The following is a 25754-nucleotide window of genomic DNA, read 5'->3' on the forward strand; positions in this document are numbered from 1 at the left end:
CGACTCTCGTTGATGACCTCGGTTAGCGAGCTGTACCAGCAGACCCTCGCCGAGCGCGGCTACACCGCCGACCCCGCGCAGCTGCGCGCGGTCGCGGCCTTGCAGCGCTGCCAGGACGAGTGGGCCGCCTACAAGGCCCGGCGTTCCAACGCGGTGACCAAGCTGCTGGTGCGCCCGCCGCTGCCGCGTGGCGTCTACATGTACGGCGGTGTCGGCCGCGGAAAAAGCTTCCTGATGGACTGCTTCTTCCAGGCCGTGCCGCTGACGCGCAAGACGCGCCTGCACTTCCATGAGTTCATGCGCGAGGTGCACCGCGAGCTGCAGGAGCTGAAGGGCATCGCCGACCCGCTGGAGGAGCTTGGCAAGCGCATCGCCAAGCGCTTCCGGCTCATCTGCTTCGACGAGTTCCACGTCGCCGACGTGACCGACGCGATGATCCTGCACCGGCTGCTGGATTCGATGTTCCGCAACCGCGTGTCCATCGTGACAACGTCGAACTTCCGGCCCGATGAGCTGTACCCGAACGGCCTGCACCGCGACCGCATCCTGCCGGCCATCGACCTGCTCAACGAGAAGCTCGAGGTCATCAACGTCGACAACGGCTTCGACTATCGCCGCCGCACGCTGGACCACGTGGACCTGTACCACTGGCCGCTGAACGACGCGGCCGAGGCGGCGCTGACGAGCACCTTCGAATCGCTGGCCGAGGCGCGCGAGGAAGATGCCGTGCTGCACATCGAGCATCGCGAGCTGCGCGCCAGGCGGCGTGCCGGCGGCGTCGTCTGGTTCGACTTCAAGACCCTGTGCGGCGGGCCGCGTTCGCAGAACGACTACCTCGAGTTGGCGAGCCGTTTCCACACGCTGATCCTGTCCGGTGTGCCGGAGATGCCGCCGCGGCTGGCCAGCGAGGCTCGCCGCTTCACCTGGCTGGTCGACGTGCTGTACGACCGCCGCGTCAAGCTGATCATCTCGGCCGCGGTGCCGGCGGAGCAGCTCTACACCGAAGGGCCGCTGGCGCACGAGTTCCCGCGTACCGTCTCCCGCTTGCAGGAGATGCAGTCGTCGGAGTATCTTGCCCTGGACCGGCGCGAGGTCGATACCTCGCTGACCTGAGCCCTGAATCGAGACCCTGTGCGCATCGCCGTTTTCCTCCTTGCCGTTCTGCTCCTGCCGCTGGGCCGTGCCCAGGCGGCCGATGCCGAGCGCCGCGAACTGCAGCAGCAACGCCAGGCGGTCGAGACGCGCTTCAAGGCCGAGAGCCAGGCCTGCCGGCAGGAGTTCTTCGTCAACACCTGCCTGGACCGGATCCGCAACGAGCGCCTGGCGGCGCTGAGGCCGTTGCAGGCGCGTGAGCTGCAGTTGGGTGAGGCGGATCGCAAGGCCCGCAGCGAAGAGCAGACGCGCCGCGTCGCTGAGCGGCAGCGCGAGTTCGCTGCGGAGGAGGGGCGCCGCCGCACGGAGGCGCTCCAGCAGCAATCGCCCGGCTCGCCGGCGGACGCGGGCGGCAAGCAGCACACGAGCCCGGCAGCGGCGCGCTCGCTGCCGGTCGATCCGCAGACCCATGCCCGCGACATCACCCGCCAGTCCGAGGAAGCCGCGCAGGCGGCGGCGCGCACCCGCGAGCAGGCCGGCAAGCGCCAGCGCGTGGTACTGCAGCACCAGGAAGATTTCCAGCGCCGCCAGGAAGAGCGGGCGGCATCGACCCGCAAGCCGGGACAGCCGCTGCCGATCCCCAGCGCCGCCGATATCGCTGCTGCCGCCTCGGCAGCCGGCAAGCGCTGATCGATCAGCTCAGCGCTTCGACGCGGACGATCGCCAGCGACACGTTGTCGCCGCCGCCCTTGGCGCGCTCGCGCGCCTTGCCCAGCAACAGCTCGGCCGCCTCGCGCGGTGGCGTGCTTTCCAGCACCATCCCGAGTTCGCGCGCGGTGAAGTAGTGCCACAGGCCGTCGCTGCAGCACATCAGCGTGTCGCCGGGCTCCAGCGCCGCGATCTCGGCCGTGCTGACCGTGGGTTCCTGCACCGTGCCCAGGCAGCCGGTCAGCAGGTTGGACTGCGGGTGGACCATGGCTTCCGCCTCGGTGATCTGCCCCTCTTCGACGAGGCGCTGGACGTAGGAATGGTCCAGCGTGCGCTGCATCAGGCGAGCGCCGCGGAACAGGTAGATTCGCGAATCGCCGGAATGAATCCAGTGGCAGCGTCGATCCGGCGTGATCAGGCAGGCGGCCAGCGTGCTGTGCGGCTCCTCCTCGGCGGAGATCGCCGTCAGCTTGATCATCAGGTGGGCCTCGGAGACGATCTGCGCGAGCAGATCCTGCGCGGACTCCGTCTCCGGCGAGTAGCGCTCGAACAGCTGCTGCGCTGTCAGCGCCACCTGGTCGGCCGCCTTGCGCCCGCCGCTCTTGCCACCCATGCCGTCCGCCACCACGGCCAACAGGCAGCCGGCGGCAACCGGGTGTGCGAGAACCTCCACCTGATCCTGCTGGTAGGCGCGGTCGCCACGGTGGATGCCGGTGGCGGCGCTGAGACGGAATCCGGGGGTGCTTCGAGCCATCGGCTAACTATAATTTGTTCTTCCCGGCCCACGGCTCGCAGCCCCCATGGACGAAGAACTTCATTCGCTGTCGCGCCGGCTGATCGAGCTTCGCATCGAGCATGCGGATCTGGACGAGATGATCGACCGCCTGACCCAGCAGACTCCGGTCGACGAACTGGCGATGCGCCGGTTGAAGAAGCGCCGCCTCGGGCTGCGCGACCTGATCGCCAAGCTGGAACTGGCCAACCTGCCCGACGAACCTGCCTGATTTCCCTTGAGCGACGACGAAGCGAACGACGCGCCCAGCGAACTGGAGCAATGGGTAGCGGCCGCCTTCGACGAGGGCGGGCCGCTGTCCCGCTCCGATCCCGGCTACCGCCCGCGCGAGCCCCAGATGCAGATGACCATGGCTGTCGCACGCGCGATCGCGCGGCGCGAGAGCCTGGTCGTCGAGGCGGGCACGGGCGTCGGCAAGACCTTCGCCTATCTCGTGCCGGCGCTGCTGTCCGGGCGCCGCGCGTTGATCAGCACGGCGACCAAGAGCCTGCAGGACCAGCTCTTCCTGCGCGACCTGCCGCGGCTGGCCGAGGCGCTGCAGGTGCCGGTCCGCGTGGCGCTGCTGAAGGGGCGCGGCAGCTACCTGTGCCTGCACCGGATGAAACAGGCGCGGCTCACCGCCGAACTGCCGGACCGCCGCGCGGTGATGGCGCTGGCGCGGATCGAGGTCTGGGCGCAGCAGACCGCGAGCGGCGACTTCGCCGAGATCGACGGGTTGGACGAGCGCTCTCCGGTGATCCCGATCGTCAGCTCCTCGCGCGACAACTGCCTCGGCTCCGACTGCCCCGAGTTCCGCGCCTGCCACGTCGTCAAGGCGCGGCGCGAGGCGATGGAGGCCGACATCGTCGTCGTCAACCATCACCTGTTCTTCGCCGACATGACCTTGCGCGACACCGGTGTGGCGGAGCTGCTGCCCAGTGTCGAGGTGGCGGTGTTCGACGAGGCGCATCAATTGGCCGAGGCCGGTGTGCAGTTCCTCGGCACGATGCTCGGCACTGCGCAATTGCTGGACTTCGGCCGCGACGTGCTGGGCCTGGGGCTTGCGCAGGCGCGCGGCCTGCAGGACTGGCAAGGGCTGCAGGCGCGGATCGAGCGCGGCGCGCGCGAACTGCGGCTGGCCTGCGCCGGGCCGATGAAAGAGGTGCGCGGCATCCTGAAGCTGGCCTGGAAGGAGCGCGCCGGCCGGCCCGGCTTCGCCGAGGCGCTGGGCGAGCTGATCGAAACGCTGGACCTCGCCGTCGCCACCTTGGCTACGGTGATGGCAAGCTCCCCCGACTTCGTGCGCCTGCACGAGCGCGCCGTCGAGCTGCGCGCGCTGGCCCAGGTGTTCGCCCGTGAGCCCGAGGCGGCCGACGTCCGCTGGATCGACCTGAGCCCGCACCAGGCGCGCCTGGTCGAATCGCCGCTGGACATCCGCGAGGCGATGCAGGAGCAGCTGGAGGCGACGCCGAAGGCCTGGGTCTTTACCTCGGCCACGCTGGGCGACGACGAGCGCCTGAGCTGGTTCACCGAGCCCGCCGGACTGGATTCGGCCACGGTTCTGCGCGTCGGCAGCCCTTTCGACTACGCCGCGCATGCACGGCTCTATGTCCCGCGCTCGTTCCCGAAGCCGTCGGAAGCGGACCATCCGCTGGAGGTCGCCGCGCTGGCCGGCCGCTGCGCGCGGGCGCTGGGCGGCCGCACCTTCGTGCTGACGACGACCTTGCGTGCGCTGCAGGCCGTTGGCGATCAGCTGCGGGCCGAGTTCGACTACCACGGCGATGCGCTGACGGTGCTGCAGCAGGGCGCCGCGCCGAAGCGCCTGCTGCTGCAGCGTTTCCTCGACGACCCGCGTGCGGTGCTGGTCGGCTCGGCCAGCTTCTGGGAAGGCATCGACGTGCCCGGCGACACGCTGCAGTGCGTGCTGATCGACAAGCTGCCTTTCCCGCCGCCGAACGATCCGCTGGTCGAGGCGCGTGTGCAGCGGCTTGAGGCGGCGGGGCGCAATGCCTTCGCCCATTACTTCATCGCCGAGGCCGCGATCGCGCTGAAGCAGGGCGGCGGGCGGCTGATCCGCACCGAGCGGGACAAGGGCCTGCTGATCGTCTGCGATCCGCGGATGGCGACGATGAACTACGGTCGCCGCCTGCGCGACGCGCTGCCGCCGATGACGCGGCTGGAGACCGAGGACGAAGCGCTGGAGTGGTTGCAGACGCTCAATGCCGAGCGGGAATGAAAAAACGCGCCGGCGGCGCGTTTTGTTCGGGGCGAAGGGCTCAGGCTCTTACCAGAACTTCCACCAGGCCTTCTTCTTCTCCTCGACGCCCACCACGTAGACGCTCTGCGGGAAGTTGAGCTTCAGCACGCGCTGGGCATCGTCGCGCAACTGCGTCAGGCCCAGCTTGTCGTAGCTCTGCACCATCAGGTACAGCGCTTCCTCGCTGGACGGCGCGTGCGGGAAGTCCGCCACGGCACGCTGTGCGCGGTTGACGGCCGCGATGAAGGCGTTGCGGTTGTAGTAGTAGCGCGCCACGTGGACTTCGTAGGTGGCGAGCGTGTTGGTGATGTAGTCGACGCGGATGCGTGCATCGGCGGCGTACTGGGAGTCCGGGAACTGGTCGACCACCTGGCTGAACGCCAGCATCGCGTCGCGCGCGGCCTGCTGGTCGCGCTCGGAGATGTCCTGGCCGGCCAGGCGGCCGAACAGGCCCAGGTCTTCGTTGAAGTTGACGATGCCCTTCATGTAGAGGGCGTAGTCCATCGCGGGGCTGGACGGGTTCAGCTTGATGAAGCGGTCCAGCGCCGTCAGCGCGGCGGCGCGCTCGTTGCTCTTGTAGTTGGCCCAGACCAGATCGAGTTCGGCCTGCTGCGCCATCAAGGTGCCGGCGGCCCGACCTTCGATCTTCTCCAGGCTCTTGATCGCACGGTCGTAGGCGCCGGAGTTCAGGTCTTCCTTAGCCTCTGCGTACAATTTGTCGAGGCTGGCCTGGGAGTTCGGGTCTTCCTTCGGCGGCGACGAGCACGCCGCCAGGGCCAGAAGCGCCGCACCGCAGGCGACTCGCAGCCAGGGGCTCATGCCTTCGCCCATCCGTCCGCTCACTCGCCCGCCCATCCGCTTTTCCATCATTGGTCCCAATCGGGCAGGCTCTGCCCCGCTGAATACGAAGTCGCCGATTATATGGTTCAGGCTCTGCCGCCCCTCGATGAAGACATGCCCGTGGCCGAGGAGGTCGAGGTCCGTGAGGCCGAGGTGCAGGCCGATGGCCACGGCATGCGCCTCGACCGCTGGCTGGTGCAGCTGGCGCCGGAGTTTTCGCGCAATCATTTGCAAAGCCTGGTCGAGCGCGGCTGCGTCAGTGTGGACGGCCAGGCCGTCACCAAGGATTCCCGCAAGCTGAAGGCCGGCGAGCGCGTGCGTGTCGAGCTGCAGCCGACGGAGGAGAGCCGGGCCTTCCGTGCCGAGGTACTCGACCTGGCGGTCATCTACGAAGACGAGCACCTGCTGGTGCTCAACAAGGCGCCCGGGATGGTCGTGCACCCGGCGGCGGGCAACTGGTCGGGCACCGTGATGAACGGCCTGCTGGCCCGTCACCCCGCCGCCGCGACGCTGCCGCGCGCCGGCATCGTGCACCGGCTGGACAAGGACACCAGCGGGCTGATGGTCGTCGGCAAGACGCTGGAGGCGGTGACGGCGCTGGTGCGGATGATCGCCGCGCGCGAGGTGCACCGCGAGTACCTGGCGCTGGCCTGGGGGAGCGTGCCGGAGGAGGCCGTCGTTGATGCCCCGCTGCGGCGCGACCCGGTCTCGCGCGTGAAGATGGCGGTGCTGTCGGGTGGCAAACCTTCGCGCACCGACGTCTACCTGCTGGGCCGGGGCGAGGTCGCCGGGCGCGCGGTCAGCGGCGTGCACTGCGTGCTGCACAGCGGCCGCACCCACCAGATCCGCGTCCATCTGGCGCACGAGGGTCACCCGCTGCTGGCCGACACGCTGTACGGCGGCGCGCCGGCGCTGGGTCTGGAGCGGCAGGCGCTGCACGCAGCGAGGCTGTCTTTCGCCCATCCGATCGGCGGGCAGGCGCTGCAGTTTGATGCGCCGCTGCCACAGGATCTGGCCTCGGCCTGGGAAAACCTGGGCTTCGGTGTTGACGCCTTGCCGCTTCGCTCGACGTAAATTGATTTGTACACGTTACAATGCTCGTCAGTCCGGTGTGATGAGCAGCACGCACCGGCACCGAAGTGCGAAGCCAGAGCCCTGGTCCGGTGTGGACCCCTCGAAAGCCGCACTTCCTTGATGACTCCTTGACCAGCCCGTGCTTTCCGCGCCGCCGAACCCGAGGTTCGTGCCGCCCGGCAGGCTGACGCCCCAGGACCCCAACGGACCGGCGAGAACCGGCAATGACGACGAAAGTCAATGAACACACAGGATGCCAAGCGCGTCCTTGAGACCGCGCTGATATGCGCCCAGCAGCCCCTGACCCTGCGCGAGATGCGCAGCCTGTTCGCCGACGAGATCGGGCCGGACACCTTGCGCAGCGTGCTGGATGAGCTGACCCGCGACTGGGAAGGTCGCGGCGTCGAACTGGTCGCTGTCGCTTCGGGCTGGCGCTTTCAGAGCCGCCCCGAGCTGCGCGAGTACCTGGACCGGCTGAACCCGGAGAAGCCGCGCCGCTATTCGCGCGCGGTGCTGGAGACCCTCGCCATCATTGCCTACCGTCAGCCGGTCACCCGGGGTGACATCGAGGAGATCCGCGGCGTCGTCGTCTCGACCGAGATCGTCAAGCAGCTCGAAGAGCGCGGCTGGATCGACGTGATCGGCCACCGCGAGGCGCCCGGTCGTCCGGCGCTCTACGCGACGACCCGCCAGTTCCTCGACGACCTCGGCCTCGGCAGCCTGGAGCAGTTGCCAGCACTCGACAGCGGCGCCGGCCTTGGCCAGACGCCGGAACTACCGGGCCTCCAGGGCCTGCTGATCCAGGACGCTGAAACCAGCGAAACCACCGAAACCTCCCCAGCGCCTGTCGCATCCAGCGACGCAGGCGTTTCACCTCACCCGGCGCCGCCGGGTGAATCCCAGCCTGATGATGACGCCGCCGTACAGGGGCCAAGCAACGCATGAATTCCTCCTCTTCCGACAATAACGATTCCAACCCGGTGCCCGAGGCCTCGAGCGATGCCGCGGCGGAGGCGCCCAAGCGCAAGCGCGCGCCGGCCAAGCCAAAGGCCGTGACTGCCGTGACGGCCGACGAGGCGCCGGCCGCGGCGGTGGTCGCCGAGGAGGCTGCCCCGGCCAAGGCGCCGCGCAAGACGGTGGCCAGGAAGAAGGCCGCCGAGGACGTGGTCGAGGAAGTGGCTGCGGCGGCCCCCGAGGCACCTGCCGAAGAGCCCGCGACCAAGCGCCGCGCGCCGCGCAAGACGGCGGCGAAGGCCGAGCCGGCCGCCGAGGCCGCTCATGCCGAGCAGCCCGTCGCCGAGCAGGCATCGCTGCCGCTGTTCACGCTGGCGCCAGAGGCGCCGGCAGAGAGCGTGGGCGAGTCGGGCTCCAGCGCTGCGGAGGCGGGTGACGAGGAGAGCGACGACGAGTCGGGCGAACGTGGCGGCCGTGGCCGCAACCGCCGCCGTGGGCGAAACAGGGATCGCGCCGAAGCCGAAGGCGGCGAGCAGCAATCGTCCGCGCCGCGCGAAGCGCCGGCACCGGAACTGCTGGCCGCGGCGGGCGAGCGCTTCGCCCAGGTGCTGGCCGGCGAGTTCGATGCCGAAGATGCGGCCGATGCCGAGCCGCAGGCCGAGGCGTCCGACGACGCTGGCGATGAGGCGGAAGGCGACACCAAGCGCGTGCTCGCGCCGGAACCCGATGCGCCGAAGCTGCAGAAGGTGCTGGCCCAGGCCGGCATCGGCTCGCGTCGCGACATCGAGGACATGATTGCCGAGGGCAAGATCGAGGTGAACGGCGAGGTTGCCCACATCGGCCAGCGCATCTCGTTCGGCGATCGCGTCGCCGTCAACGGCAAGCCGATCCGCGTGCGCATCTCGCCGCCGGCGCCGCGCATCCTGGCCTATCACAAGCCCACCGGCGAGGTCGTCACCTTCAATGATCCGGAAGGCCGTCCGACCGTCTTCCGCCACCTGCCCAAGCTGCAGCAGGGCAAGTGGCAGTCCGTCGGCCGTCTGGACCTGAACACCGAAGGCCTGCTGCTGTTCACGAACTCCGGCGAACTCGCCAACCAGCTGATGCACCCGCGCTTCGGCGTCGAGCGCGAGTACGCGGTGCGCGTGCTCGGCACGCTCAACCCCGAGCAGAAGGCCAAGCTGCTGGAAGGCGTGGACATCGAGGGCCAGAAGGCGGCGTTCAAGGGCATCGAGGATGGCGGCGGCGAAGGCGTCAACCACTGGTACCGCGTCGTCATCGCCGAAGGTCGCAACCGCGAAGTGCGCAAGCTGTTCGACGCGGTCGGCCTGACGGTGAGCCGGCTGATCCGCATCCGCTACGGCAGCGTGGTGCTGCCGCGCGGGCTCAAGCGCGGCGTCTGGATCGAGCTCGACGAGAACGACACCCGCACGATCCGCCACCAGGCCGGCGGCGGCCGCGAGGACCGCGGCCAGCAGCAGCGGCAGCAGCCGGACAACAAGAACAGCCGCCAGGCCAATGGCCGGCACGCCGGTGCAGGCCCGCGTCCGAGCCGGCCCGAGGCGAGGCCCGAGCGCCCGAATCGTCCGGAGCGTCAAGATCGGCCGGACCGCCCGGACCGTCCCGATCGCCCGGAGCGCGATCGCTTCAATGAGGCGCCGCGCGCCGAGCGCAACAACAGCGCGCCGCGCGACGATGACGAAGACGACTTCTTCATGCCGCGCAACATCAACCCGCTGGAGCAGACCTTCGACCGGCGCTTCGCCACCGGCAGCAAGCGGATTCCGCAGGGCTTCGGCGCCGGCGGCAGCCAGCAGCAGGGCCCGAACCAGGGGCGTGGCAACAACAATAACAAGGGCGGTAACAACAAGGGCGGCCCGCGCGAGCCGGATCCGATGCAGACCTCGATGGGCTACATCGGTGCCGACGCCTACACCGGCCGCCGCAACAACCGCGGCGGTGGTGGTGGCAATCGCGGCGGCGGCGGTGGTGGCCGTGGCGGCGGTTTCGGTGGCCGCAACCGCTGAAATGAGCGCCACGACGGGGCCGGGAGCCCGGTCCGAATGACTGCCGTCATCAAGTAACAGTACAATCGCGGGCTTTGCCAAGCCCAGCATTTCAGGAGAAACCCATGGCTATCGAACGTACCCTTTCCATCATCAAGCCCGATGCCGTGGCGAAGAATGTCATCGGCCAGATCTACGCCCGCTTCGAAGGCGCCGGCCTGAAGGTCGTGGCCGCCAAGATGGCCCACCTGTCGCGCGGCGAAGCCGAAGCCTTCTACGCCGTCCACAAGGCTCGCCCGTTCTTCAATGACCTGGTCAGCTTCATGATCTCCGGTCCGGTGATGATCCAGGCGCTGGAAGGTGAAGGCGCGATCCTGAAGAACCGCGACCTGATGGGCGCCACCGATCCGAAGAAGGCCGAGAAGGGCACGATCCGCGCCGACTTCGCCGACAGCATCGACGCCAACGCCGTCCACGGTTCGGACGCCCCGGAAACCGCCGCCCAGGAAGTTGCATTCTTCTTCCCCGGCATGAATGTTTTCAGCCGTTGATTCGGCACTGAGCCTCTGGCGTTCCGGCCCGGAGGCTGGACGTTAGGAGCAAAACGCAATGGACGCGGTCAAGCAGCTTGAGCAAACAAACCTCCTCGGTTTGGATCTGGAAGGCCTTGCCGCGTACTGCGAGCAGCTGGGTGAGAAGCGCTTCCGCGCCACCCAGCTTTTTCGTTGGATCCATCAGAAGGGCGCCTCTGACTTTGCTCAGATGAGCGACCTGGCCAAGTCCCTGCGGGACAAGCTGGCCACCCGTGCCCACGTCGCCGCCTTGCCCGTGATCTCGGAGCATGTGTCGGCCGATGGCACGATTAAATGGCTGTTCGACGTCGGCAATGGCGACGCCGTCGAAGCCGTCTACATCCCCGAGAGCGACCGCGGCACCTTGTGCATCTCCAGCCAGGCCGGCTGCGCCGTCGGCTGCCGCTTCTGCTCCACCGGCCACCAGGGCTTCAGCCGCAACCTGGCTACCTGGGAAATCATCGCCCAGCTCTGGTACGCGGAGCACTCGCTGCGCAAGCGCCAGAACACCGACGAACGGATCATCTCGAACGTCGTGATGATGGGCATGGGCGAGCCGCTGCAGAACTACACGGCGCTGGTGCCGGCGCTGAAGATGATGCTGGACGACCACGGCTACGGTCTGTCGCGCCGCCGCGTCACGGTGTCCACCTCCGGTGTCGTTCCGATGATCGATCGGCTGCGCGAAGACTGCCCGGTGGCCCTGGCCGTTTCGCTGCATGCGCCGGTCGACCCGCTGCGCGACCAGCTGGTGCCGCTCAACAAGAAGTATCCGATCAGTGAATTGCTGGACGCCTGCAATCGCTATCTGGAGAAGGCGCCGCGCGACTTCATCACCTTCGAGTACTGCATGCTCGACGAAGTGAACGACACGCCCGAGCTGGCCCACACGCTGGTGAAGCTGCTGAAGCATCACGTCAGCTGCAAGATCAACCTGATCCCGTTCAACCCGTTCCCGGCCTCGGGCCTGAAGCGCAGCAGCAACGAGCGCGTCAAGGCCTTCGCCCAGATCCTGGTCGATGCCGGCATCGTCACGACGGTGCGCAAGACCCGTGGCGACGACATCGACGCCGCATGCGGTCAGCTGGCCGGTGAAGTACAGGACCGCACGCGTGCTCATATCCGCATGGTGCGTGCGCCGGTGGTGGTAAAAGCTCCGACGACCTCACAAACATAACAAGGGAAATCAACGCCATGACGCGAGCCCAGCCGCTCTCCGAACAGCAGTTCCGCTCCCGGTGGTTCTGGGCCGTGGCGGCAGCGGTGCTGTCGATGATGACGGTGGCGTGCACGACGACCTCGACCGGCGCCGACGGCAGTGCCCGCGAGGTTCCCAAGACCGAGTCCGACACGACCAACGCCGAGCGCCGCGCCAACGTGCGCACCGAGCTTGCCAAGGGCTACTTCACGCAGGGCCAGTACACGACGGCGCTGGACGAGATCAAGCAGGCGCTGGCGGCCAAGCCCGACATGCGCGACGCGATCAACCTGCGCGGCTTGGTCTACGCGGCGATGGGCGAGATCCAGTTGGCCGACGACAGCTTCCGGCGCGCCCAGGACATGTTCCCGCGCGATCCGGACATCATGCACAACTACGGCTGGTACCTCTGCCAGCAGAAGCGTTACCCGGCGGCGTTCGAACAGTTCAGCCGCGCGCTGGCGCAGCCCGACTACCGCGGCGCGGCCCGCACGCTGCTGGCGCGCGGCGTGTGCGAGCTGAGCGCAGGCCAGAGCGCGGAGGCCCAGGCCTCGCTGGCCAAGGCCTTCGAGCTCGACCCGGCCAATCCGGCGATCGCCTACAACCTCGCCAACGTGCTGTACCGGAACAAGGAATACGAGCGCGCCCGCTTCTACATCAACCGGGTGAACGCCCAGGCGGGGCAGAGCAATGCGCAGACCCTGTGGCTGGAACTGCGTGTCGAACGCAAGCTGGGCCATCCGGTGAGCGTCGATGAGCTGGGCCAGCGCTTGCGCAAGGACTACGCGCAGTCGCCCGAGAACCTTTCGCTGGGCGCGGGGCGCTTCGATGACTGACGCGACGACGAGCGGGTTGTCCGAAGCGCCTGCGGGCGCGCCAAGAACCGCCGGTGCCTGGCTGCGCGACGCGCGCCAGCAGCGCGGCCTGCACATCGCCGCGCTGGCCGCGATGCTGAAGGTGCCGCAGGCGAAGCTGGAGGCACTGGAAGCCGACCGCTGGCAGGACCTGACCGACATGACCTTCGTGCGCGCGCTGGCCAAGGCCGTCTGCCGCGCGCTGAAGGTGGAGGCCGAGCCGGTGCTGGCGCTGCTGCCGCGCGGCGGCGAGCGCGAACTGGACGTTTCGCGGGGCATCAACACGCCGTTCCGCGAACGCTCGGCGCGCGACGAGGGCTTGTCGCTGGCCGTCCTGCAGAAGCCGATGATCTGGGGACCGGCGCTGCTGCTGGCCGGCGCGGCGGCCCTCTATCTGCTGCCGAACCGCCTGCTGGAGCCGGCACCGACCGCGGCTCCGAGTGCTGCGGCCTCGGCACCGGTCGAGGAGACTCCCGTGCTGGCCGCCGCGCCCGAGCCGGCCGCCAGCGAAGCCGCGGCGCCGGTGCTTGCCGCGGTGCCGCTCGCGACACCTCCTGCCGTCACGACGGCTTCCGCACCCGTACCGGCCGCGCCGGTCGCGTCCCGCCCGCAGCCGCAGGCCCCGGCGCAAGTCGCCGCGGTCCCGGCCAGCGCGCCGCCCGCCGCCGGCATGCTGCCGGTTAAGGTACACGTGACCGCCGAATCCTGGGTCTCGGTCACCGATGCCCAGGGTCAGGTCTTGCTCTCGAAGCTGGTCCGGCCCGGTGAGGATCCGGAGCTGGCGGGCCAGCCGCCTCTGAAGGTCACGATCGGCAATGTGTCCGGCACCACGCTGAGCGTGCGCGGGACGCCGTTCGACCTGAACACGCGCAACAAGGACAACGTGGCGCGCTTCGAACTGAACTGAAGTACCAAGATGATCGATACCCAATCCACCGTTGAACAGGCCATCGCCGCTGCCAGCCCGGCCGCGCGGCGCTCGCGCCAGGCGCAGGTCCGCTGGGGCTCCCGCGTCGTCACGATCGGCGGCGACGCGCCGGTGCGCGTGCAGTCGATGACCAACACCGACACGGTGGACGCCATCGGCACGGCCATCCAGGTCAAGGAACTGGCGATCGCCGGCTCCGAGCTGGTGCGCATCACCGTCAACACGCCCGAGGCCGCCGAGCAGGTGCCCTACATCCGCGAGCAGCTCGACCGGATGGGCATCGATGTGCCGCTGGTCGGTGACTTCCACTACAACGGCCACCGCCTGTTGACCGAGTACCCGGCGATGGCCCAGGCGCTGTCCAAGTACCGCATCAACCCGGGCAACGTCGGCAAGGGCGACAAGAAGGACCGCCAGTTCGCGATGATGGTCGAGGCGGCCATGAAGTACGACAAGGTCGTGCGCATCGGCGTCAACTGGGGCAGCCTGGACCAGGAACTGCTGGCCGAGCTGATGGACCAGAACGCCGCGCGCGCCCAGCCCTGGGACGCCAAGCCGGTGATGTACCAGGCGCTGATCCAGTCGGCGCTGCAATCGGCCGCCTACGCCGCCGAGCTGGGCCTGAACCCGGACAACATCATCATCAGCTGCAAGGTCAGCGGCGTGCAGGACCTGATCTCGGTCTACCGCGAGCTGGCGAAGCGCTGCGACTACGCGCTGCACCTGGGCCTGACCGAGGCCGGCATGGGTACCAAGGGCACCGTGGCCTCCAGCGTGGCCCTGGGCATCCTGGCGCAGGAAGGCATCGGCGACACGATCCGCGTGTCCCTCACGCCGCAGCCCGGCGAGGCCCGCACGCAGGAAGTGGTCGTGGCCCTGGAGATCCTGCAGGCGCTGGGCCTGCGCAACTTCAACCCGAGCGTCACCGCCTGCCCCGGCTGCGGTCGCACGACCAGCACGACCTTCCAGGAACTCGCCAAGCAGATCGACGACTTCTTGCGCGAGCAGATGCCTGTCTGGCGCAAGAAGTACCCGGGCGTCGAGAACATGAAGGTGGCCGTGATGGGCTGCATCGTCAACGGCCCGGGCGAGAGCAAGCATGCCGACATCGGCATCAGCCTGCCGGGCACCGGCGAGGCGCCGGCCGCGCCGGTGTTCGTCGACGGCCAGAAGTCCGTCACGCTGCGCGGCGACAACATCGCGAGCGAATTCCACGCCCTGGTCGAGAACTACATCGAGAAGCGCTTCGGCGCCACAGCAGTAAGCGCATGAGCGACAACAAGAAGATCCAGCCCTTGCAAGCCGTCAAGGGCATGAACGACATCCTGCCGCCGGAATCGGCGCGCTGGGAATGGCTGGAAGCCAAGATGCGCAGCGTGCTGCAGCGCTACGGCTACCAGAACGTGCGCACGCCGATCGTCGAGCCGACGGCGCTGTTCGTGCGTGGCATCGGCGAGGTGACCGACATCGTCGAGAAGGAGATGTACGCCTTCGAAGACCGCGCCGACAAGCACGGCCAGGCCGAGCACCTGGCGCTGCGCCCGGAGATGACCGCCGGCGTCGTGCGCGCGATGACCGAGCACAACTTCCTGCGCGATTCGGGCCGGCGCCTGTACTACTTCGGCCCGATGTTCCGCCGCGAGAAGCCGCAGAAGGGCCGCTACCGCCAGTTCCACCAGATGGGCGTCGAGGCGCTGGGCTTCGCCGGTCCGGACGTGGACGCCGAGGTGATCCTGATGGGCAGCCGCCTGCTGCGCGAGCTGGGCCTGGTCGAGGGCGATCACTTCCGCCTGGAGCTGAACTGCCTGGGCTCGCCGGACGAGCGTCGTGCGCACCGCGAGGCGCTGGTCGCGCACCTCGAGGCACACAAGGAACTGCTCGACGAAGACAGCCAGCGCCGCATGCACACGAACCCGCTGCGCGTGCTCGACACGAAGAACCCCGCGCTGCAGGACATGGCCAACGCGGCCCCGAAGCTGCTGGACTTCCTCGGCGAGGCCTCGCTCGCGCACTTCAACGGCGTGCGCGCGATCCTCGATGCCGCGGGCATCAAGTACACGATCAACCCGCGCCTGGTGCGCGGCCTGGACTACTACAACCTCACCGTCTTCGAGTGGATCACCGAGAAGCTCGGCTCCCAGGGCACCGTCTGCGGCGGTGGCCGCTATGACGGCCTGATCGAGCAGCTCGGCGGCAAGGCCGCGCCGGCGGTCGGCTTCGGCATGGGCATCGAGCGCATGCTGCTGCTGCTGGAAGAGGTGGGCGTGATGCCGGCGCCGCCGGTGCCGCATGCCTACGCGATCGTGCCCTCGGCCAACGGCCTGCCGCAGGTGATGGTGGCGCTGGAGGCGCTGCGCGGCGCGGGCGTCCAGGTCGTGCTGCACCCGGGCCAGTCGAGCATGAAGTCGCAGTTCAAGAAGGCCGATGCCAGCGGTGCGGCATTTGCTTTGGTCTTCGGCGAGGACGAACTGGCCCAAGGCCTCGTCGCGGTGAAGCCCCTGCGAGGGCAGGGCGGCGAACAGCAGACCCGGCCGCTCGCCACCGCTGCCGACTGGGCCGCCGAGCTGCTCAACGCATAATCGCGGCTTTTGCCGCAGTACGAACCCTCTCACCAAGAATCTCATGGCGTCGCATCTCGATCTCGAAGAACAAGAACAGCTTGAACAGGTCAAGGCCTTCTGGAAGCAATGGGGCAACCTGATCACCTGGCTGATCACTGCGGTGCTGCTGGCCTACGCCGGCTGGCAGGGCTGGAACTACTACCAGCGCCAGGAAGCGGCCAAGGCCGCGGCGATGTACGACGCGCTGGACCAGGCCGTGCAGGCGGCCGATGCCGACAAGGCCGCCTCGGTCTTCAACGACCTGCGTGAGCGCTACGCCGGCACCGTCTATGCAGCGCAAGGCGCGCTGCAGGCCGCCAAGGTCCAGCAGGACAAGGGCCAGGCCGACAAGGCGATGGCCAGCCTCACCTGGGCCGCCGACAACGCCAGCGACGACAGCTACCGCGATATCGCGCGCCTGCGCCTGGCCGGCCTGCAGATCGATGCCAAGCAATACGACGCCGCCGCCAAGTCGCTGGACGCGATCAAGTCCGCCGATTTCGCCGCGCTGGCATCGGACCGCCGCGGCGACCTGCTGCTGCTGCAGAACAAGCCAGCCGAGGCTCGCGCCGAGTTCCAGAAGGCGCTCGCCGCGATGGACAAGACCCTGGACTACCGCCGCCTGATCGAAGCCAAGCTCGCCACCTTGGGCGTGGCCGTGCCGGCTGACGACGCAGCATCGGGAGCCGCCAAGTGAGCGCCGCCGTCCTGATGATGAAGCGCTCGGCGCTGGTGCTGGCCGTGGGCGCTCTGACGGTGCTCGGCGGCTGTTCGCTGTTCAGCTCCTCCAAGGCGCCCAAGCCCGCGCCGCTGGAGCAGATCACGCCGGAGATCAAGCCGCAGCTGCTGTGGAGCCAGCGCATCGACAACACGACGTTCGCCCAGACGATCACGGCGCGCGGCGACAAGTTCTTCATCGCCGCCGGTGACGGCAGCGTGCTGGCCCTGCAGGCCGCCACGGGCCAGACGGTCTGGCGCGCGGACGTCGGCGCCAAGCTGAGCGCCGGTGTCGGCAGCGATGGCCGCTACGCCGCCGTCGTCACGCGCAACAACGAACTGGTCGTCATCGATGCGGGCAAGGTCACCTGGCGCAAGGCGCTGCCGACGCCGGTGATCGCCGCGCCGTTCGTGGCCGGCGAGCGCGTGTTCGTGCTGACCGTCGACCGCCAGGTGCTGACCTATGACGCGCAGGACGGCCGCAAGATCTTCGACATGCGCCGCCCGGGCGAGCCGCTGACCTTGGCCAAGGCCGGCGTGATCGGCTCGTTCATGGACACCCTGGTGGTGGGCCAGGGCTCGCGGCTGGCGGGCGTCGACCCGCTGCGCGGCACCGTGCGCTGGGAAGCCAGCGTGGCGAACCCGCGCGGCACCAATGAAGTGGAGCGCCTGGCCGACCTCGTCGCGCCGCTGGTGCGCAACGGCGAAGTGCTGTGCGCGCGGGCCTTCCAGTCGGCCGTCGGCTGCGTCAGCGCCGAGCGTGGCGCGACGATCTGGAGCCGCAACGTCGGCGGCGTCAACGGCGTCGGTGGCGATACCGAGTACATCTATGGTGCCGACGCCTCGGACCGCCTGAGCGCCTGGCGCATCGCCAGCGGCGACACCGCCTGGACCGCCGAGCAGTTCACCAACCGCAAGCTGGGCGTGCCGCTGGCCGTCGGCAACTCGGTGATGGTGGGCGACTTCGAGGGTTATCTGCACTTCGTCGCGCGCGACAGCGGCAAGACGCTGGCGCGGATGGAGACGGACGGCTCCCCCATCGTCACCGCGCCGGTGCTGCTGGATGGCATCGCGCTGGTCGCGACGTCCAAGGGCGGCCTCTACGCGATCAAGCCGCAGTAACAAGACTGTCGGCATAACAACAAGAAGAAGCCATGAAACCCGTCATTGCCCTCGTCGGCCGCCCCAATGTGGGCAAATCCACGCTGTTCAACCGGATGACGAAGACGCGCGATGCGATCGTGGCCGACTTCGCGGGCCTGACCCGCGACCGCCATTACGGCGACGGACGCCTCGGTGACCGAGACTTCATCGTCATCGACACCGGCGGCTTCGAGCCCGACAGCAGCACGGGCATCGTGCGCGAGATGGCCAAGCAGACCAAGCAGGCCGTGGCCGAGGCGGACGTGGTCATCTTCGTCGTCGACATCCGTCTGGGCCTGTCCGCGCAGGATTCGGACATCGCCCGCTACCTGCGCACCGCCAACAAGCGCATGCTGCTGGCCGTCAACAAGGCCGAGGGCATGAGCGAATCGCCGCTGCTGGGCGAGTTCCACGAACTCGGCCTGGGCGAGCCGCATCCGATCTCCGCCGCGCACGGCCAGGGCATCCGCAGCCTGCTGGAAGCGGCGCTGGAGCCTTTCGAATTCGAGGAAGACGGCGAGACCGACGAACACCCCGACGGCGTGATTCGCCTGGCGGTGGCCGGCCGCCCGAACGTGGGCAAGAGCACGCTGATCAACACCTGGCTCGGCGAAGAGCGGTTGGTCGCTTTCGACATGCCGGGCACGACGCGCGATGCGATCTCGGTGGACTTCGAGCGCAACGGCCAGCAGTTCAAGCTGATCGACACGGCCGGCCTGCGGCGCAAGGGCAAGGTGTTCGAGGCGATCGAGAAGTTCTCGGTCGTGAAGACCCTGCAGGCGATCGCCGACGCCAACGTCGTGCTGCTGCTGATCGACGCGACACAGGGCGTCTCCGACCAGGACGCCCATATCGCCGGCTATGTGCTGGACAGCGGCCGCGCGGTGGTGATCGCCGTCAACAAGTGGGACTCGGTCGACAGCTATCAGCGCGAGCAGCTGAAGCGCTCGATCGAGACGCGCCTGGGCTTCATGAAGTTCGCGCCCATCTTCAACATCTCTGCACTGAAGCGCCAGGGCCTGGGGCCGCTGTGGGGTGGCCTGGCCGATGCGTACAGCTCGGCCTACAAGAAGATGACCACGCCGGTGCTGACGCGCCTGGTGCAGGAAGCCGTGCAGCACCAGACGCCGAAGAAGGTCGGCCACTTCCGCCCCAAGCTGCGCTACGCGCACCAGGGCGGCATGAACCCGCCCATCGTGGTGATCCACGGCAACTCGCTGGAAGGGATCACCGACGTCTACAAGCGCTATCTGGAAGGCCGCATCCGCGAGCACTACAAGCTCGTCGGCACGCCGATGAAGATCGAGTTGCGCTCGTCGAAGAATCCGTTTGACGACAAGGAATGACTCTTGCCTGGGGGAGTGAGCAACCCTGGCAATGAGGGGCGCCCGGCGATCCGGGCTAACCCTGTGTTAAGGTGCAGACCGTCCCTCCAGACTCCATCAACAACTCTCTCAACACGGAGCATATCGTGAGCAATAAAGGCCAACTCTTGCAAGATCCCTTCCTGAATCTGCTGCGCAAGGAGCACGTGCCGGTCTCGATCTACCTGGTCAACGGCATCAAGCTGCAAGGCCATATCGAGTCCTTCGACCAATACGTCGTGCTGCTGCGCAACACGGTCACGCAGATGGTCTACAAGCACGCCATCTCGACGGTGGTGCCGGGTCGCGCGGTGAACTTCCACGCGGCCGAAGGCAGCGGCGGCAACGACGCCGCCAACTGAGCGAAGCGGGCCGGCTCGATCCCCGTTCGTTCCGGCTCGAACGCAGGACTTTCCCAACACCTTGAGTTCCTCGTCCTCCACCATCTCCTCCATTGCGACGCCGCCCTCCGAGGCGGCGCGCGCCATTCTCGTCGGCGTCGATTTCGGCCGCCCGGCCAACAACGCCCACCCGAGCGGCAGCTTCGATCCCACCTTGGATGAACTGGCCCTGCTGGCCGAGTCGGCCGGCGACACGCCGGTGGCTCGCGTCATCGCCAAGCGCCAGGCGCCCGATGCAGCGCTGTTCGTCGGCTCCGGCAAGGCTGACGAGATCAAGCTGCTGGTGCAGACGCACCAGGCCCACACGGTGCTGTTCGACCAGGCGATCTCGCCGGCGCAGCAACGCAATCTCGAGAAGGTGCTGGGCGTGCCCGTGGCCGATCGCACGGCGCTGATCCTGGAGATCTTCGCGCAGCGAGCCAAGAGTCATGAGGGCAAGCTGCAGGTCGAGCTGGCGCGCCTGCAGTATCTGGCCACACGCCTCGTGCGCCGCTGGAGCCACCTGGAGCGGCAGAGCGGCGGCATCGGCATGCGCGGCGGCCCCGGCGAAGCGCAGATCGAGCTGGACCGCCGGATGATCGACGAGCGCATCAAGGCAACCAAGGAACGGCTCAAGAAGGTCCAGAAGCAGCGCAGCACCCAGCAGCGGGCCCGCGCGCGCAACGGCGTGTTCCGCGTCTCGCTCGTCGGCTACACGAACGCGGGCAAGTCCACGCTGTTCAACGCGCTGGTGAAGGCACGCACCTACGCGGCCAACCAGCTGTTCGCCACCTTGGACACGACGACCCGCTCGATGTTCCTCGAGCAGGCCGGCGAGAGCATCTCGCTGTCCGACACCGTCGGCTTCATCCGCGACCTGCCGCACAAGCTGGTGGCCGCCTTCCAGGCGACCCTGCAGGAAGCCGTCGATGCGGATCTGTTGCTGCATGTCGTCGATGCGGCCTCGCCGGTGCTGGAAGAACAGCTGGCCGAGGTCGAGCGCGTGCTCGCCGAGATCGGTGCCGCCGACATCCCGCAGATCCTCGTCTACAACAAGCAGGACATGCTGGCCGAGGACCAGCGCCCGCGCCAGCCGCTCGACTGGATCGAGCGTCACGAGTCCGGTAAGACCGGCATGCGCACCCCGCGTGTGTTCGTCAGTGCGCTGACCGGCGAGGGGCTGGACGTGCTGCGCGAGCAACTGGTCGCCGCAATGCGCGGCGAGATTCCGCAAGGCTTGATTTCCGGCGAAGGCGCGCCACCTGAAGAGGCGGCGTCCGTCGAAACAGAACATCCACCGATACAGGCGTGAGAATGAATCGCATATTTCGCCGCTTGCCGGCCTTCCTGAACAGCAACGGCCGCAATGACGGTCCGCCCGACCTGGACGAGCTGTGGCGCGACTTCAATCGCAAGCTCGCCAACATGTTCGGCGGCAAGTCGAACAACAAGGGTTCCGGCGACAACGACGGCAACGGCGGCGGCAATGGCGGCAACAACAACTTCCAGCCCGACATGAAGAGCGCCGGCATCGGCGCGGGGCTGGTTGCCGGCGTCGTCGTGCTGGGTTGGCTGGCCAGCGGCTTCTTCATCGTGCAGGAAGGCGAGGAGGCCGTCATCACCTCCTTCGGCAAGTACAGCAAGACGGTCGGCGCGGGCATCCAGTACCGGCTGCCGGCTCCGTTCCAAGCCAACGAGGTCGTGGCGGTCTCGCAGCTGCAGCAGGTCGAGGTGGGGCGCAGCTCCATCGGTCAGGCCACCGGCCTGCGCGACTCGTCAATGCTCACCAAGGACGAGAACATCGTCGACATTCGCTTCACCGTGCAGTACACGGTGAAGGACGCGCAGCAGTTCCTGTTCACCAACCAGAACCCGCCCGAGGCGGTGATGCTGGCGGCGGAATCGGCGGTGCGCGAGATCGTCGGCAAGAACGACATGGATTCGGTGCTCTACGAGCAGCGCGACGCGATCGCCAACGAACTGGTCACCTCCATCCAGGCGCAGTTGGACCGCTTGCAGGCCGGCATCCAGATCAAGAACGTCAACGTCCAGCAGGTGCAGGCACCCGAGCAGGTGCAGGCGGCTTTCGACGACGCCTTCCGGGCCAAGTCCGATCGCGAGACGCGCAAGAACGAGGCGCAGGCCTATGCCAACGACGTGATTCCGAAGGCACAGGGCAAGGCCGCGCAACTGCGCGAGCAGGCCGAGGGCTACAAGCAGAGCGTCGTGGCTCAGGCCGAAGGTGATGCGGACCGCTTCAAGAGCGTGCTGACCGAGTACCAGAAGGCACCGGCCGTCACGCGCGACCGCATGTACGTGGACACGATGCAGAGCGTCTATTCCAACGTCACCAAGGTGATGGTCGACACGCAGAAGAACTCCAACCTGCTGTACCTGCCGCTGGACAAGATCGTCCAGCAGGTGAGCGGCAGCGTCAGCGCGAGCGCGCCGACCGCGGCGGCACCGGCGGCGCCGACCGATCTCGCTCCCACGCTGAGCAACAACGACATGCGTTCGCGTGACGGCCTGCGCGGTCGCGATCGCGAGAGCCACTGAGAGCGCAGGGAGTGAACGGAATGAATCGCCTCATCGTCATCGTCATCAGCGCGCTGATCATCTTCATGCTGGCCAGCTCGACCATGTTCATCGTCGACCAGCGCAAGGTCGCCGTCGTCTACTCGTTCGGCGAGATCAAGGAAGTGGTGGACCAGCCGGGCCTGAAGTTCAAGTTGCCGCCGCCCATGCAGAACGTCGTCATGCTGGACAAGCGGATCCAGACCTTGGACAGCCCCGAATCGCGCCCCATCTTCACTGCGGAGAAGAAGAGCCTGGTCATCGACTGGCTGGTCAAGTGGCGCATCCGTGATGCCAAGCAGTTCATCCGCAACAACGGCACCAACGTCAACAATATCGACAACCGCCTGAGCCCGATCGTGCAGGCCGCGTTCAACGAGGAAGTGACCAAGCGTACGGTGCTGGGCATGCTCGCCACCGAACGCGACAAGGTCATGAACGACGTGCGCAAGCGCCTCGAGGACGAGGCACAGCAGTTCGGCATCGAGATCGTCGACGTGCGCATCAAGCGCGTGGACTTCGCCGCCAACGTGACCGAGGCGGTCTACAACCGCATGAAGTCCGAGCGCCTGCGTGTCGCCAACCTTGACCGCGCCACCGGCAGCGCCGACGGCGAGAAGATCCGCGCCGACGCCGACCGCCAGCGCGACGTGATCGTGGCCGAGGCCTATCGCGACGCGCAGAAGATCAAAGGCGAGGGCGATGCCAAGGCTTCGGCGCTGTATGCCGACTCCTTCGGCCGCGATCCGTCTTTCGCGCAGTTCTATCGCTCGCTCGAGGCCTACCGCAGCAGCTTCCGCAGCAAGTCGGATGTGATGGTGATCGACTCCAGCAGCGACTTCTTCAAGGCCATGCGCGGCTCGGGTGCCCCTGCGGGCGCTGCTGCGCCGCGCAAGTAACACGCGCATCCCGTGGACAGGCTGCTGGGCGCGCTGGCGCTGATGCTGGTGATCGAAGGGCTGATGCCCTTCATCAGCCCCGCAGCCTGGCGCCAGGTGTTCAGCCGGGTGTTGGCTATGACCGACGGGCAGATTCGCTTCGTCGGCCTCTCCAGCATGGCCGCCGGCCTGCTGATGCTGTACCTGTTCTGGTCCTGAGCCCGGCAATCGGGTGGGGGGCGGCGCGGCGAGCGCCGGTACAATGCCGTTTTTAACCCCCTCCCGAAAACCCATGTCCTCTGCTTGGCTGCTGCCAGAGCACATTGCCGATGTCCTGCCCGCGCAGGCGCGCGCCATCGAAGAACTCCGCCGCGAACTGCTGGACATGGCGCGCACCTACGGCTGCGAACTGGTCATGCCGCCGATGCTGGAGCATCTGGAGTCGCTGCTTTCCGGCACCGGCCATGCGCTGGACCTGAAGACCTTCAAGCTCGTGGACCAGTTGTCCGGCCGCAGCCTCGGCCTGCGCGCGGACACGACGCCGCAGGTGGCCCGCATCGATGCCCACCTGCTGAACCGCGCCGGCGTCACCCGGCTTTGCTATTGCGGCCCGGTGCTGCACACGCGGCCCGAGGGGCTGAACGCGACGCGCGAGCCGCTGCAGTTCGGCATCGAGATCTACGGCCATGCCGGCCTCGAGGCGGACCTGGAAGTGCAGGAGCTGGCGCTGGATGCTGTGCATCGCGCGGGCCTGACGGACGTTGCGCTGGACCTCGGTGATGCACGCATCGTGCGCGGTGTGCTGGCGGGGCAGGATCTGACCCCGGCGGCGGTCAGCGAACTCGTCGCCGCGCTAGCGACCAAGGACGGCGCCACGCTGGCCCGGCTGACGGCATCGCTGCCGGAGGCGGTGCGCGCCAGCCTGCAAGCGCTGCTGACGCTGTACGGCGGCATCGAGGTGCTGGACCGCGCCCGCAGCTTGCTGCCGAAAAATGCGCTGATCGACGCTGCGCTGGACGACCTGCAATGGCTGGCCAAGCACCTGCAGCAGACCCATCCGGACGCACGCCTGGGCTTCGACCTGGCCGACCTGACCGGCTATGCCTACTACAGCGGCGTGCGCTTCGCGCTCTACGCTGCCGGCAGCAGCGACGCGGTGCTGCGCGGCGGGCGCTACGACGAGGTCGGCGCGGTGTTCGGCCGTCGCCGTCCGGCGGTGGGCTTCAGCGTCGACCTGAAGACGTTGGTGGCCCTGAGCCCGGTGAGCCCGCTGCGGGCGGCCGTGCGCGCGCCCTGGGGCGAGGACGCGACCTTGCGCGGGGCCATCCGGCGTCTGCGCGAGAACGGGGAGACGGTCGTCTGCATGCTCCCCGGGCATGAGCACGAAGGCGACGAATTCGATTGCGACCGCGAACTGGCGCAGGTCGTCGGTCAATGGGTGGTGCGCGCGCTCTGAGCGACCGCGCATCGGCACCGAAGAAATATCTGAAGGAAAGAGCAAGCACTATGCAAAGCGAAATCGCGCGCGGCCGTAACGTGGTCGTGGTCGGCACCCAGTGGGGTGACGAAGGCAAGGGCAAGGTCGTCGACTGGATGACCGACCACGCCGAGGCCGTGGTCCGGTTCCAGGGCGGCCACAACGCTGGCCATACGCTGGTCATCAAGGGCGTGAAGACGGCGCTGCAGCTGATCCCCTCTGGCGTCATGCGCGAGGGCGTGGCCTGCTACGTCGGCAACGGCGTCGTCGTCGACCCGACCCATCTGCTGAGCGAGATCGAGCGCCTGGAGAAAGCCGGCGTCGACGTGCGCTCGCGTCTGTTCATCAGCGAGAACTGCCCGCTGATCCTGCCCTTCCACGTCGCCGTGGACAAGGCGCGCGAGGCGCTGCGTGAGAGTGGCGGCTCCGGCAAGATCGGCACCACCGGCAAGGGCATCGGCCCGGCCTATGAGGACAAGGTCGCCCGCCGTGCGCTGCGCGTGCAGGATCTGAAGCACCCGGAGCGCTTCGCCACGAAGCTGAAGGAGCTGCTGGACCTGCACAACACCGCACTGGCCGGTTACTTGAACTCCGAGGCGCTCGAGTTCCAGCCGATCTACGACCAGGCGATGAAGATGGCCGAGGTGCTGAAGCCGATGATGGCCGACGTCGGCTACCTGCTGCACAAGGCCCACAAGGCCGGCGCCAACATCCTGTTCGAAGGCGCGCAGGGCACGCTGCTGGACATCGACCACGGCACCTACCCCTACGTCACCTCCAGCAACTGCGTGGCCGGCAATGCCGCTGCTGGCGCCGGTGTCGGCCCGCAGATGCTGCACTACATGCTGGGCATCACCAAGGCCTACACGACCCGCGTCGGCTCCGGCCCGTTCCCGACCGAACTCGAGTGGGAGAAGGAAGGTACCGTGGGCTGGCATCTGTCGACCGTCGGCCAGGAGAAGGGCACCGTCACCGGTCGCGCGCGCCGCTGCGGCTGGATGGACGCCGCCGCGCTGAAGCGCTCGATGATCATCAACGGCATCACCGGCCTGTGCATCACCAAGCTGGACGTGCTGGATGGCCTGCCCGAGATCAAGATGTGCGTCGGCTACAAGCTGAACGGCCAGACGATCGACATCCTGCCGCTGGACGGCGACGAGATCGCCGCCTGCGAGCCGATCTACGAAACCTTCGCGGGCTGGACGGAGACGACCTTCGGCGCGACCAGCATGGAGTCGCTGCCCGCCAACGCCCGAGCCTACCTGAAGCGCATCGAGGCCGTCATCGGCGTGCCGATCGACATGGTTTCCACCGGCCCGGACCGCGAGCACACGATCGTGCTGCGCCACCCGTACCAGGCTTGATC

Annotated in this window: 25 protein-coding genes; 23 read left to right on the forward strand and 2 right to left on the reverse strand. The window is 67.9% G+C overall.

Going from position 1 to position 25754, the window contains the following annotated elements:
* Positions 1-12: 12 nt before the first annotated feature.
* Positions 13-1113, forward strand: coding sequence for a cell division protein ZapE (gene zapE / locus SNE35_RS21310; RefSeq protein ID WP_320425302.1), 1101 nt, complete (start codon positions 13-15; stop codon positions 1111-1113).
* Positions 1114-1131: 18 nt separating this feature from the next.
* Positions 1132-1782, forward strand: a complete 651-nt coding sequence (locus tag SNE35_RS21315; RefSeq protein WP_320425031.1) for a hypothetical protein — start codon at positions 1132-1134, stop codon at positions 1780-1782.
* A gap of 4 nt (positions 1783-1786) precedes the next feature.
* Here the strand turns inward: SNE35_RS21315 and SNE35_RS21320 are convergent, their stop codons facing one another.
* The gene (locus SNE35_RS21320; protein ID WP_320425032.1) at positions 1787-2554 is read right to left on the reverse strand and encodes a PP2C family protein-serine/threonine phosphatase; all 768 of its coding nucleotides are present in this window, start codon (positions 2552-2554) and stop codon (positions 1787-1789) included.
* Between the two features lie 46 nt (positions 2555-2600).
* On the opposite strand from SNE35_RS21320, the gene SNE35_RS21325 reads away from it, so the two are divergent.
* Together SNE35_RS21325 and yoaA are read left to right on the forward strand one after the other, a co-directional pair.
* Positions 2601-2804, forward strand: coding sequence for a YdcH family protein (locus SNE35_RS21325; protein WP_320425033.1), 204 nt, complete (start codon positions 2601-2603; stop codon positions 2802-2804).
* 6 nt (positions 2805-2810) lie between these two features.
* The gene (yoaA, locus tag SNE35_RS21330) at positions 2811-4808 is read left to right on the forward strand and encodes a DNA repair helicase YoaA (RefSeq protein ID WP_320425034.1); all 1998 of its coding nucleotides are present in this window, start codon (positions 2811-2813) and stop codon (positions 4806-4808) included.
* Between the two features lie 48 nt (positions 4809-4856).
* On the opposite strand, the gene SNE35_RS21335 is transcribed toward yoaA, so the two are convergent.
* Positions 4857-5648 carry an outer membrane protein assembly factor BamD gene (locus tag SNE35_RS21335; RefSeq protein WP_320425035.1) on the reverse strand — a complete coding sequence of 264 codons (792 nt, stop codon included), beginning with the start codon at positions 5646-5648 and terminating at the stop codon, positions 4857-4859.
* Between the two features lie 135 nt (positions 5649-5783).
* On the opposite strand from SNE35_RS21335, the gene SNE35_RS21340 reads away from it, so the two are divergent.
* The 19 genes from SNE35_RS21340 (at position 5784) to SNE35_RS21430 (ending at position 25752) form a co-directional block, all read left to right on the forward strand.
* Positions 5784-6743 carry an RluA family pseudouridine synthase gene (locus SNE35_RS21340; protein WP_320425036.1) on the forward strand — a complete coding sequence of 320 codons (960 nt, stop codon included), beginning with the start codon at positions 5784-5786 and terminating at the stop codon, positions 6741-6743.
* A gap of 240 nt (positions 6744-6983) precedes the next feature.
* A complete protein-coding gene (gene scpB / locus SNE35_RS21345; RefSeq protein ID WP_320425037.1) occupies positions 6984-7688 on the forward strand; it encodes an SMC-Scp complex subunit ScpB in 705 nt (234 codons plus the stop codon).
* Positions 7685-9724, forward strand: a complete 2040-nt coding sequence (rluB, locus tag SNE35_RS21350) for a 23S rRNA pseudouridine(2605) synthase RluB (RefSeq protein WP_320425038.1) — start codon at positions 7685-7687, stop codon at positions 9722-9724. Before scpB ends, rluB begins: the two co-directional genes overlap by 4 nt.
* Positions 9725-9828: 104 nt before the next feature.
* The gene (gene ndk / locus SNE35_RS21355; protein ID WP_320425040.1) at positions 9829-10254 is read left to right on the forward strand and encodes a nucleoside-diphosphate kinase; all 426 of its coding nucleotides are present in this window, start codon (positions 9829-9831) and stop codon (positions 10252-10254) included.
* Positions 10255-10312: 58 nt separating this feature from the next.
* Positions 10313-11452 carry a dual-specificity RNA methyltransferase RlmN gene (gene rlmN / locus SNE35_RS21360; RefSeq protein ID WP_320425041.1) on the forward strand — a complete coding sequence of 380 codons (1140 nt, stop codon included), beginning with the start codon at positions 10313-10315 and terminating at the stop codon, positions 11450-11452.
* Between the two features lie 17 nt (positions 11453-11469).
* Positions 11470-12309 carry a type IV pilus biogenesis/stability protein PilW gene (gene pilW / locus SNE35_RS21365; protein WP_320425042.1) on the forward strand — a complete coding sequence of 280 codons (840 nt, stop codon included), beginning with the start codon at positions 11470-11472 and terminating at the stop codon, positions 12307-12309.
* Positions 12302-13234 carry a helix-turn-helix domain-containing protein gene (locus tag SNE35_RS21370; protein ID WP_320425043.1) on the forward strand — a complete coding sequence of 311 codons (933 nt, stop codon included), beginning with the start codon at positions 12302-12304 and terminating at the stop codon, positions 13232-13234. Before pilW ends, SNE35_RS21370 begins: the two co-directional genes overlap by 8 nt.
* A 9-nt stretch (positions 13235-13243) precedes the next feature.
* Positions 13244-14527 carry a flavodoxin-dependent (E)-4-hydroxy-3-methylbut-2-enyl-diphosphate synthase gene (ispG, locus tag SNE35_RS21375; RefSeq protein WP_320425044.1) on the forward strand — a complete coding sequence of 428 codons (1284 nt, stop codon included), beginning with the start codon at positions 13244-13246 and terminating at the stop codon, positions 14525-14527.
* Positions 14524-15834, forward strand: coding sequence for a histidine--tRNA ligase (gene hisS / locus SNE35_RS21380; RefSeq protein WP_320425045.1), 1311 nt, complete (start codon positions 14524-14526; stop codon positions 15832-15834). The genes ispG and hisS overlap by 4 nt, the downstream gene beginning before the upstream one ends.
* Before the next feature lie 43 nt (positions 15835-15877).
* Positions 15878-16552, forward strand: coding sequence for a YfgM family protein (locus tag SNE35_RS21385; protein ID WP_320425046.1), 675 nt, complete (start codon positions 15878-15880; stop codon positions 16550-16552).
* Positions 16549-17694, forward strand: coding sequence for an outer membrane protein assembly factor BamB (gene bamB, locus SNE35_RS21390; RefSeq protein ID WP_320425047.1), 1146 nt, complete (start codon positions 16549-16551; stop codon positions 17692-17694). Before SNE35_RS21385 ends, bamB begins: the two co-directional genes overlap by 4 nt.
* Positions 17695-17726: 32 nt before the next feature.
* A complete protein-coding gene (der, locus tag SNE35_RS21395) occupies positions 17727-19061 on the forward strand; it encodes a ribosome biogenesis GTPase Der (protein ID WP_320425048.1) in 1335 nt (444 codons plus the stop codon).
* A gap of 125 nt (positions 19062-19186) precedes the next feature.
* A complete protein-coding gene (hfq, locus tag SNE35_RS21400) occupies positions 19187-19441 on the forward strand; it encodes an RNA chaperone Hfq (RefSeq protein ID WP_320425049.1) in 255 nt (84 codons plus the stop codon).
* Between the two features lie 82 nt (positions 19442-19523).
* Positions 19524-20771 carry a GTPase HflX gene (hflX, locus tag SNE35_RS21405; RefSeq protein ID WP_431312777.1) on the forward strand — a complete coding sequence of 416 codons (1248 nt, stop codon included), beginning with the start codon at positions 19524-19526 and terminating at the stop codon, positions 20769-20771.
* A 2-nt stretch (positions 20772-20773) separates the two neighbouring features.
* The gene (hflK, locus tag SNE35_RS21410; protein ID WP_320425050.1) at positions 20774-22015 is read left to right on the forward strand and encodes an FtsH protease activity modulator HflK; all 1242 of its coding nucleotides are present in this window, start codon (positions 20774-20776) and stop codon (positions 22013-22015) included.
* Positions 22016-22035: 20 nt separating this feature from the next.
* Positions 22036-22932, forward strand: a complete 897-nt coding sequence (hflC, locus tag SNE35_RS21415) for a protease modulator HflC (RefSeq protein ID WP_320425051.1) — start codon at positions 22036-22038, stop codon at positions 22930-22932.
* A gap of 12 nt (positions 22933-22944) precedes the next feature.
* A complete protein-coding gene (locus SNE35_RS21420) occupies positions 22945-23130 on the forward strand; it encodes a DUF2065 domain-containing protein (RefSeq protein WP_320425052.1) in 186 nt (61 codons plus the stop codon).
* Between the two features lie 73 nt (positions 23131-23203).
* Positions 23204-24367 carry an ATP phosphoribosyltransferase regulatory subunit gene (locus tag SNE35_RS21425; protein WP_320425053.1) on the forward strand — a complete coding sequence of 388 codons (1164 nt, stop codon included), beginning with the start codon at positions 23204-23206 and terminating at the stop codon, positions 24365-24367.
* 50 nt (positions 24368-24417) lie between these two features.
* Positions 24418-25752 (forward strand): adenylosuccinate synthase, encoded by a 1335-nt coding sequence (locus SNE35_RS21430; RefSeq protein WP_320425054.1) that lies wholly within the window; start codon positions 24418-24420, stop codon positions 25750-25752.
* Positions 25753-25754 lie beyond the last annotated feature (2 nt).

It is taken from the genome of Roseateles agri (assembly GCF_034043675.1).
Taxonomy (GTDB): domain Bacteria; phylum Pseudomonadota; class Gammaproteobacteria; order Burkholderiales; family Burkholderiaceae_C; genus KK5.

Coding starts and splice junctions, on each gene's coding strand:
- zapE (WP_320425302.1), top strand. CDS start 13: ATGACCTCGGTTAGCGAGCTGTACCAGCAGACCCTCGCCGAGCGCGGC.
- SNE35_RS21320 (WP_320425032.1), bottom strand. CDS start 2,554: ATGGCTCGAAGCACCCCCGGATTCCGTCTCAGCGCCGCCACCGGCATC.
- SNE35_RS21325 (WP_320425033.1), top strand. CDS start 2,601: ATGGACGAAGAACTTCATTCGCTGTCGCGCCGGCTGATCGAGCTTCGC.
- SNE35_RS21335 (WP_320425035.1), bottom strand. CDS start 5,648: ATGAGCCCCTGGCTGCGAGTCGCCTGCGGTGCGGCGCTTCTGGCCCTG.
- SNE35_RS21340 (WP_320425036.1), top strand. CDS start 5,784: ATGCCCGTGGCCGAGGAGGTCGAGGTCCGTGAGGCCGAGGTGCAGGCC.
- scpB (WP_320425037.1), top strand. CDS start 6,984: ATGAACACACAGGATGCCAAGCGCGTCCTTGAGACCGCGCTGATATGC.
- rluB (WP_320425038.1), top strand. CDS start 7,685: ATGAATTCCTCCTCTTCCGACAATAACGATTCCAACCCGGTGCCCGAG.
- ndk (WP_320425040.1), top strand. CDS start 9,829: ATGGCTATCGAACGTACCCTTTCCATCATCAAGCCCGATGCCGTGGCG.
- rlmN (WP_320425041.1), top strand. CDS start 10,313: ATGGACGCGGTCAAGCAGCTTGAGCAAACAAACCTCCTCGGTTTGGAT.
- pilW (WP_320425042.1), top strand. CDS start 11,470: ATGACGCGAGCCCAGCCGCTCTCCGAACAGCAGTTCCGCTCCCGGTGG.
- SNE35_RS21370 (WP_320425043.1), top strand. CDS start 12,302: ATGACTGACGCGACGACGAGCGGGTTGTCCGAAGCGCCTGCGGGCGCG.
- ispG (WP_320425044.1), top strand. CDS start 13,244: ATGATCGATACCCAATCCACCGTTGAACAGGCCATCGCCGCTGCCAGC.
- hisS (WP_320425045.1), top strand. CDS start 14,524: ATGAGCGACAACAAGAAGATCCAGCCCTTGCAAGCCGTCAAGGGCATG.
- SNE35_RS21385 (WP_320425046.1), top strand. CDS start 15,878: ATGGCGTCGCATCTCGATCTCGAAGAACAAGAACAGCTTGAACAGGTC.
- der (WP_320425048.1), top strand. CDS start 17,727: ATGAAACCCGTCATTGCCCTCGTCGGCCGCCCCAATGTGGGCAAATCC.
- hflK (WP_320425050.1), top strand. CDS start 20,774: ATGAATCGCATATTTCGCCGCTTGCCGGCCTTCCTGAACAGCAACGGC.
- hflC (WP_320425051.1), top strand. CDS start 22,036: ATGAATCGCCTCATCGTCATCGTCATCAGCGCGCTGATCATCTTCATG.
- SNE35_RS21425 (WP_320425053.1), top strand. CDS start 23,204: ATGTCCTCTGCTTGGCTGCTGCCAGAGCACATTGCCGATGTCCTGCCC.
- SNE35_RS21430 (WP_320425054.1), top strand. CDS start 24,418: ATGCAAAGCGAAATCGCGCGCGGCCGTAACGTGGTCGTGGTCGGCACC.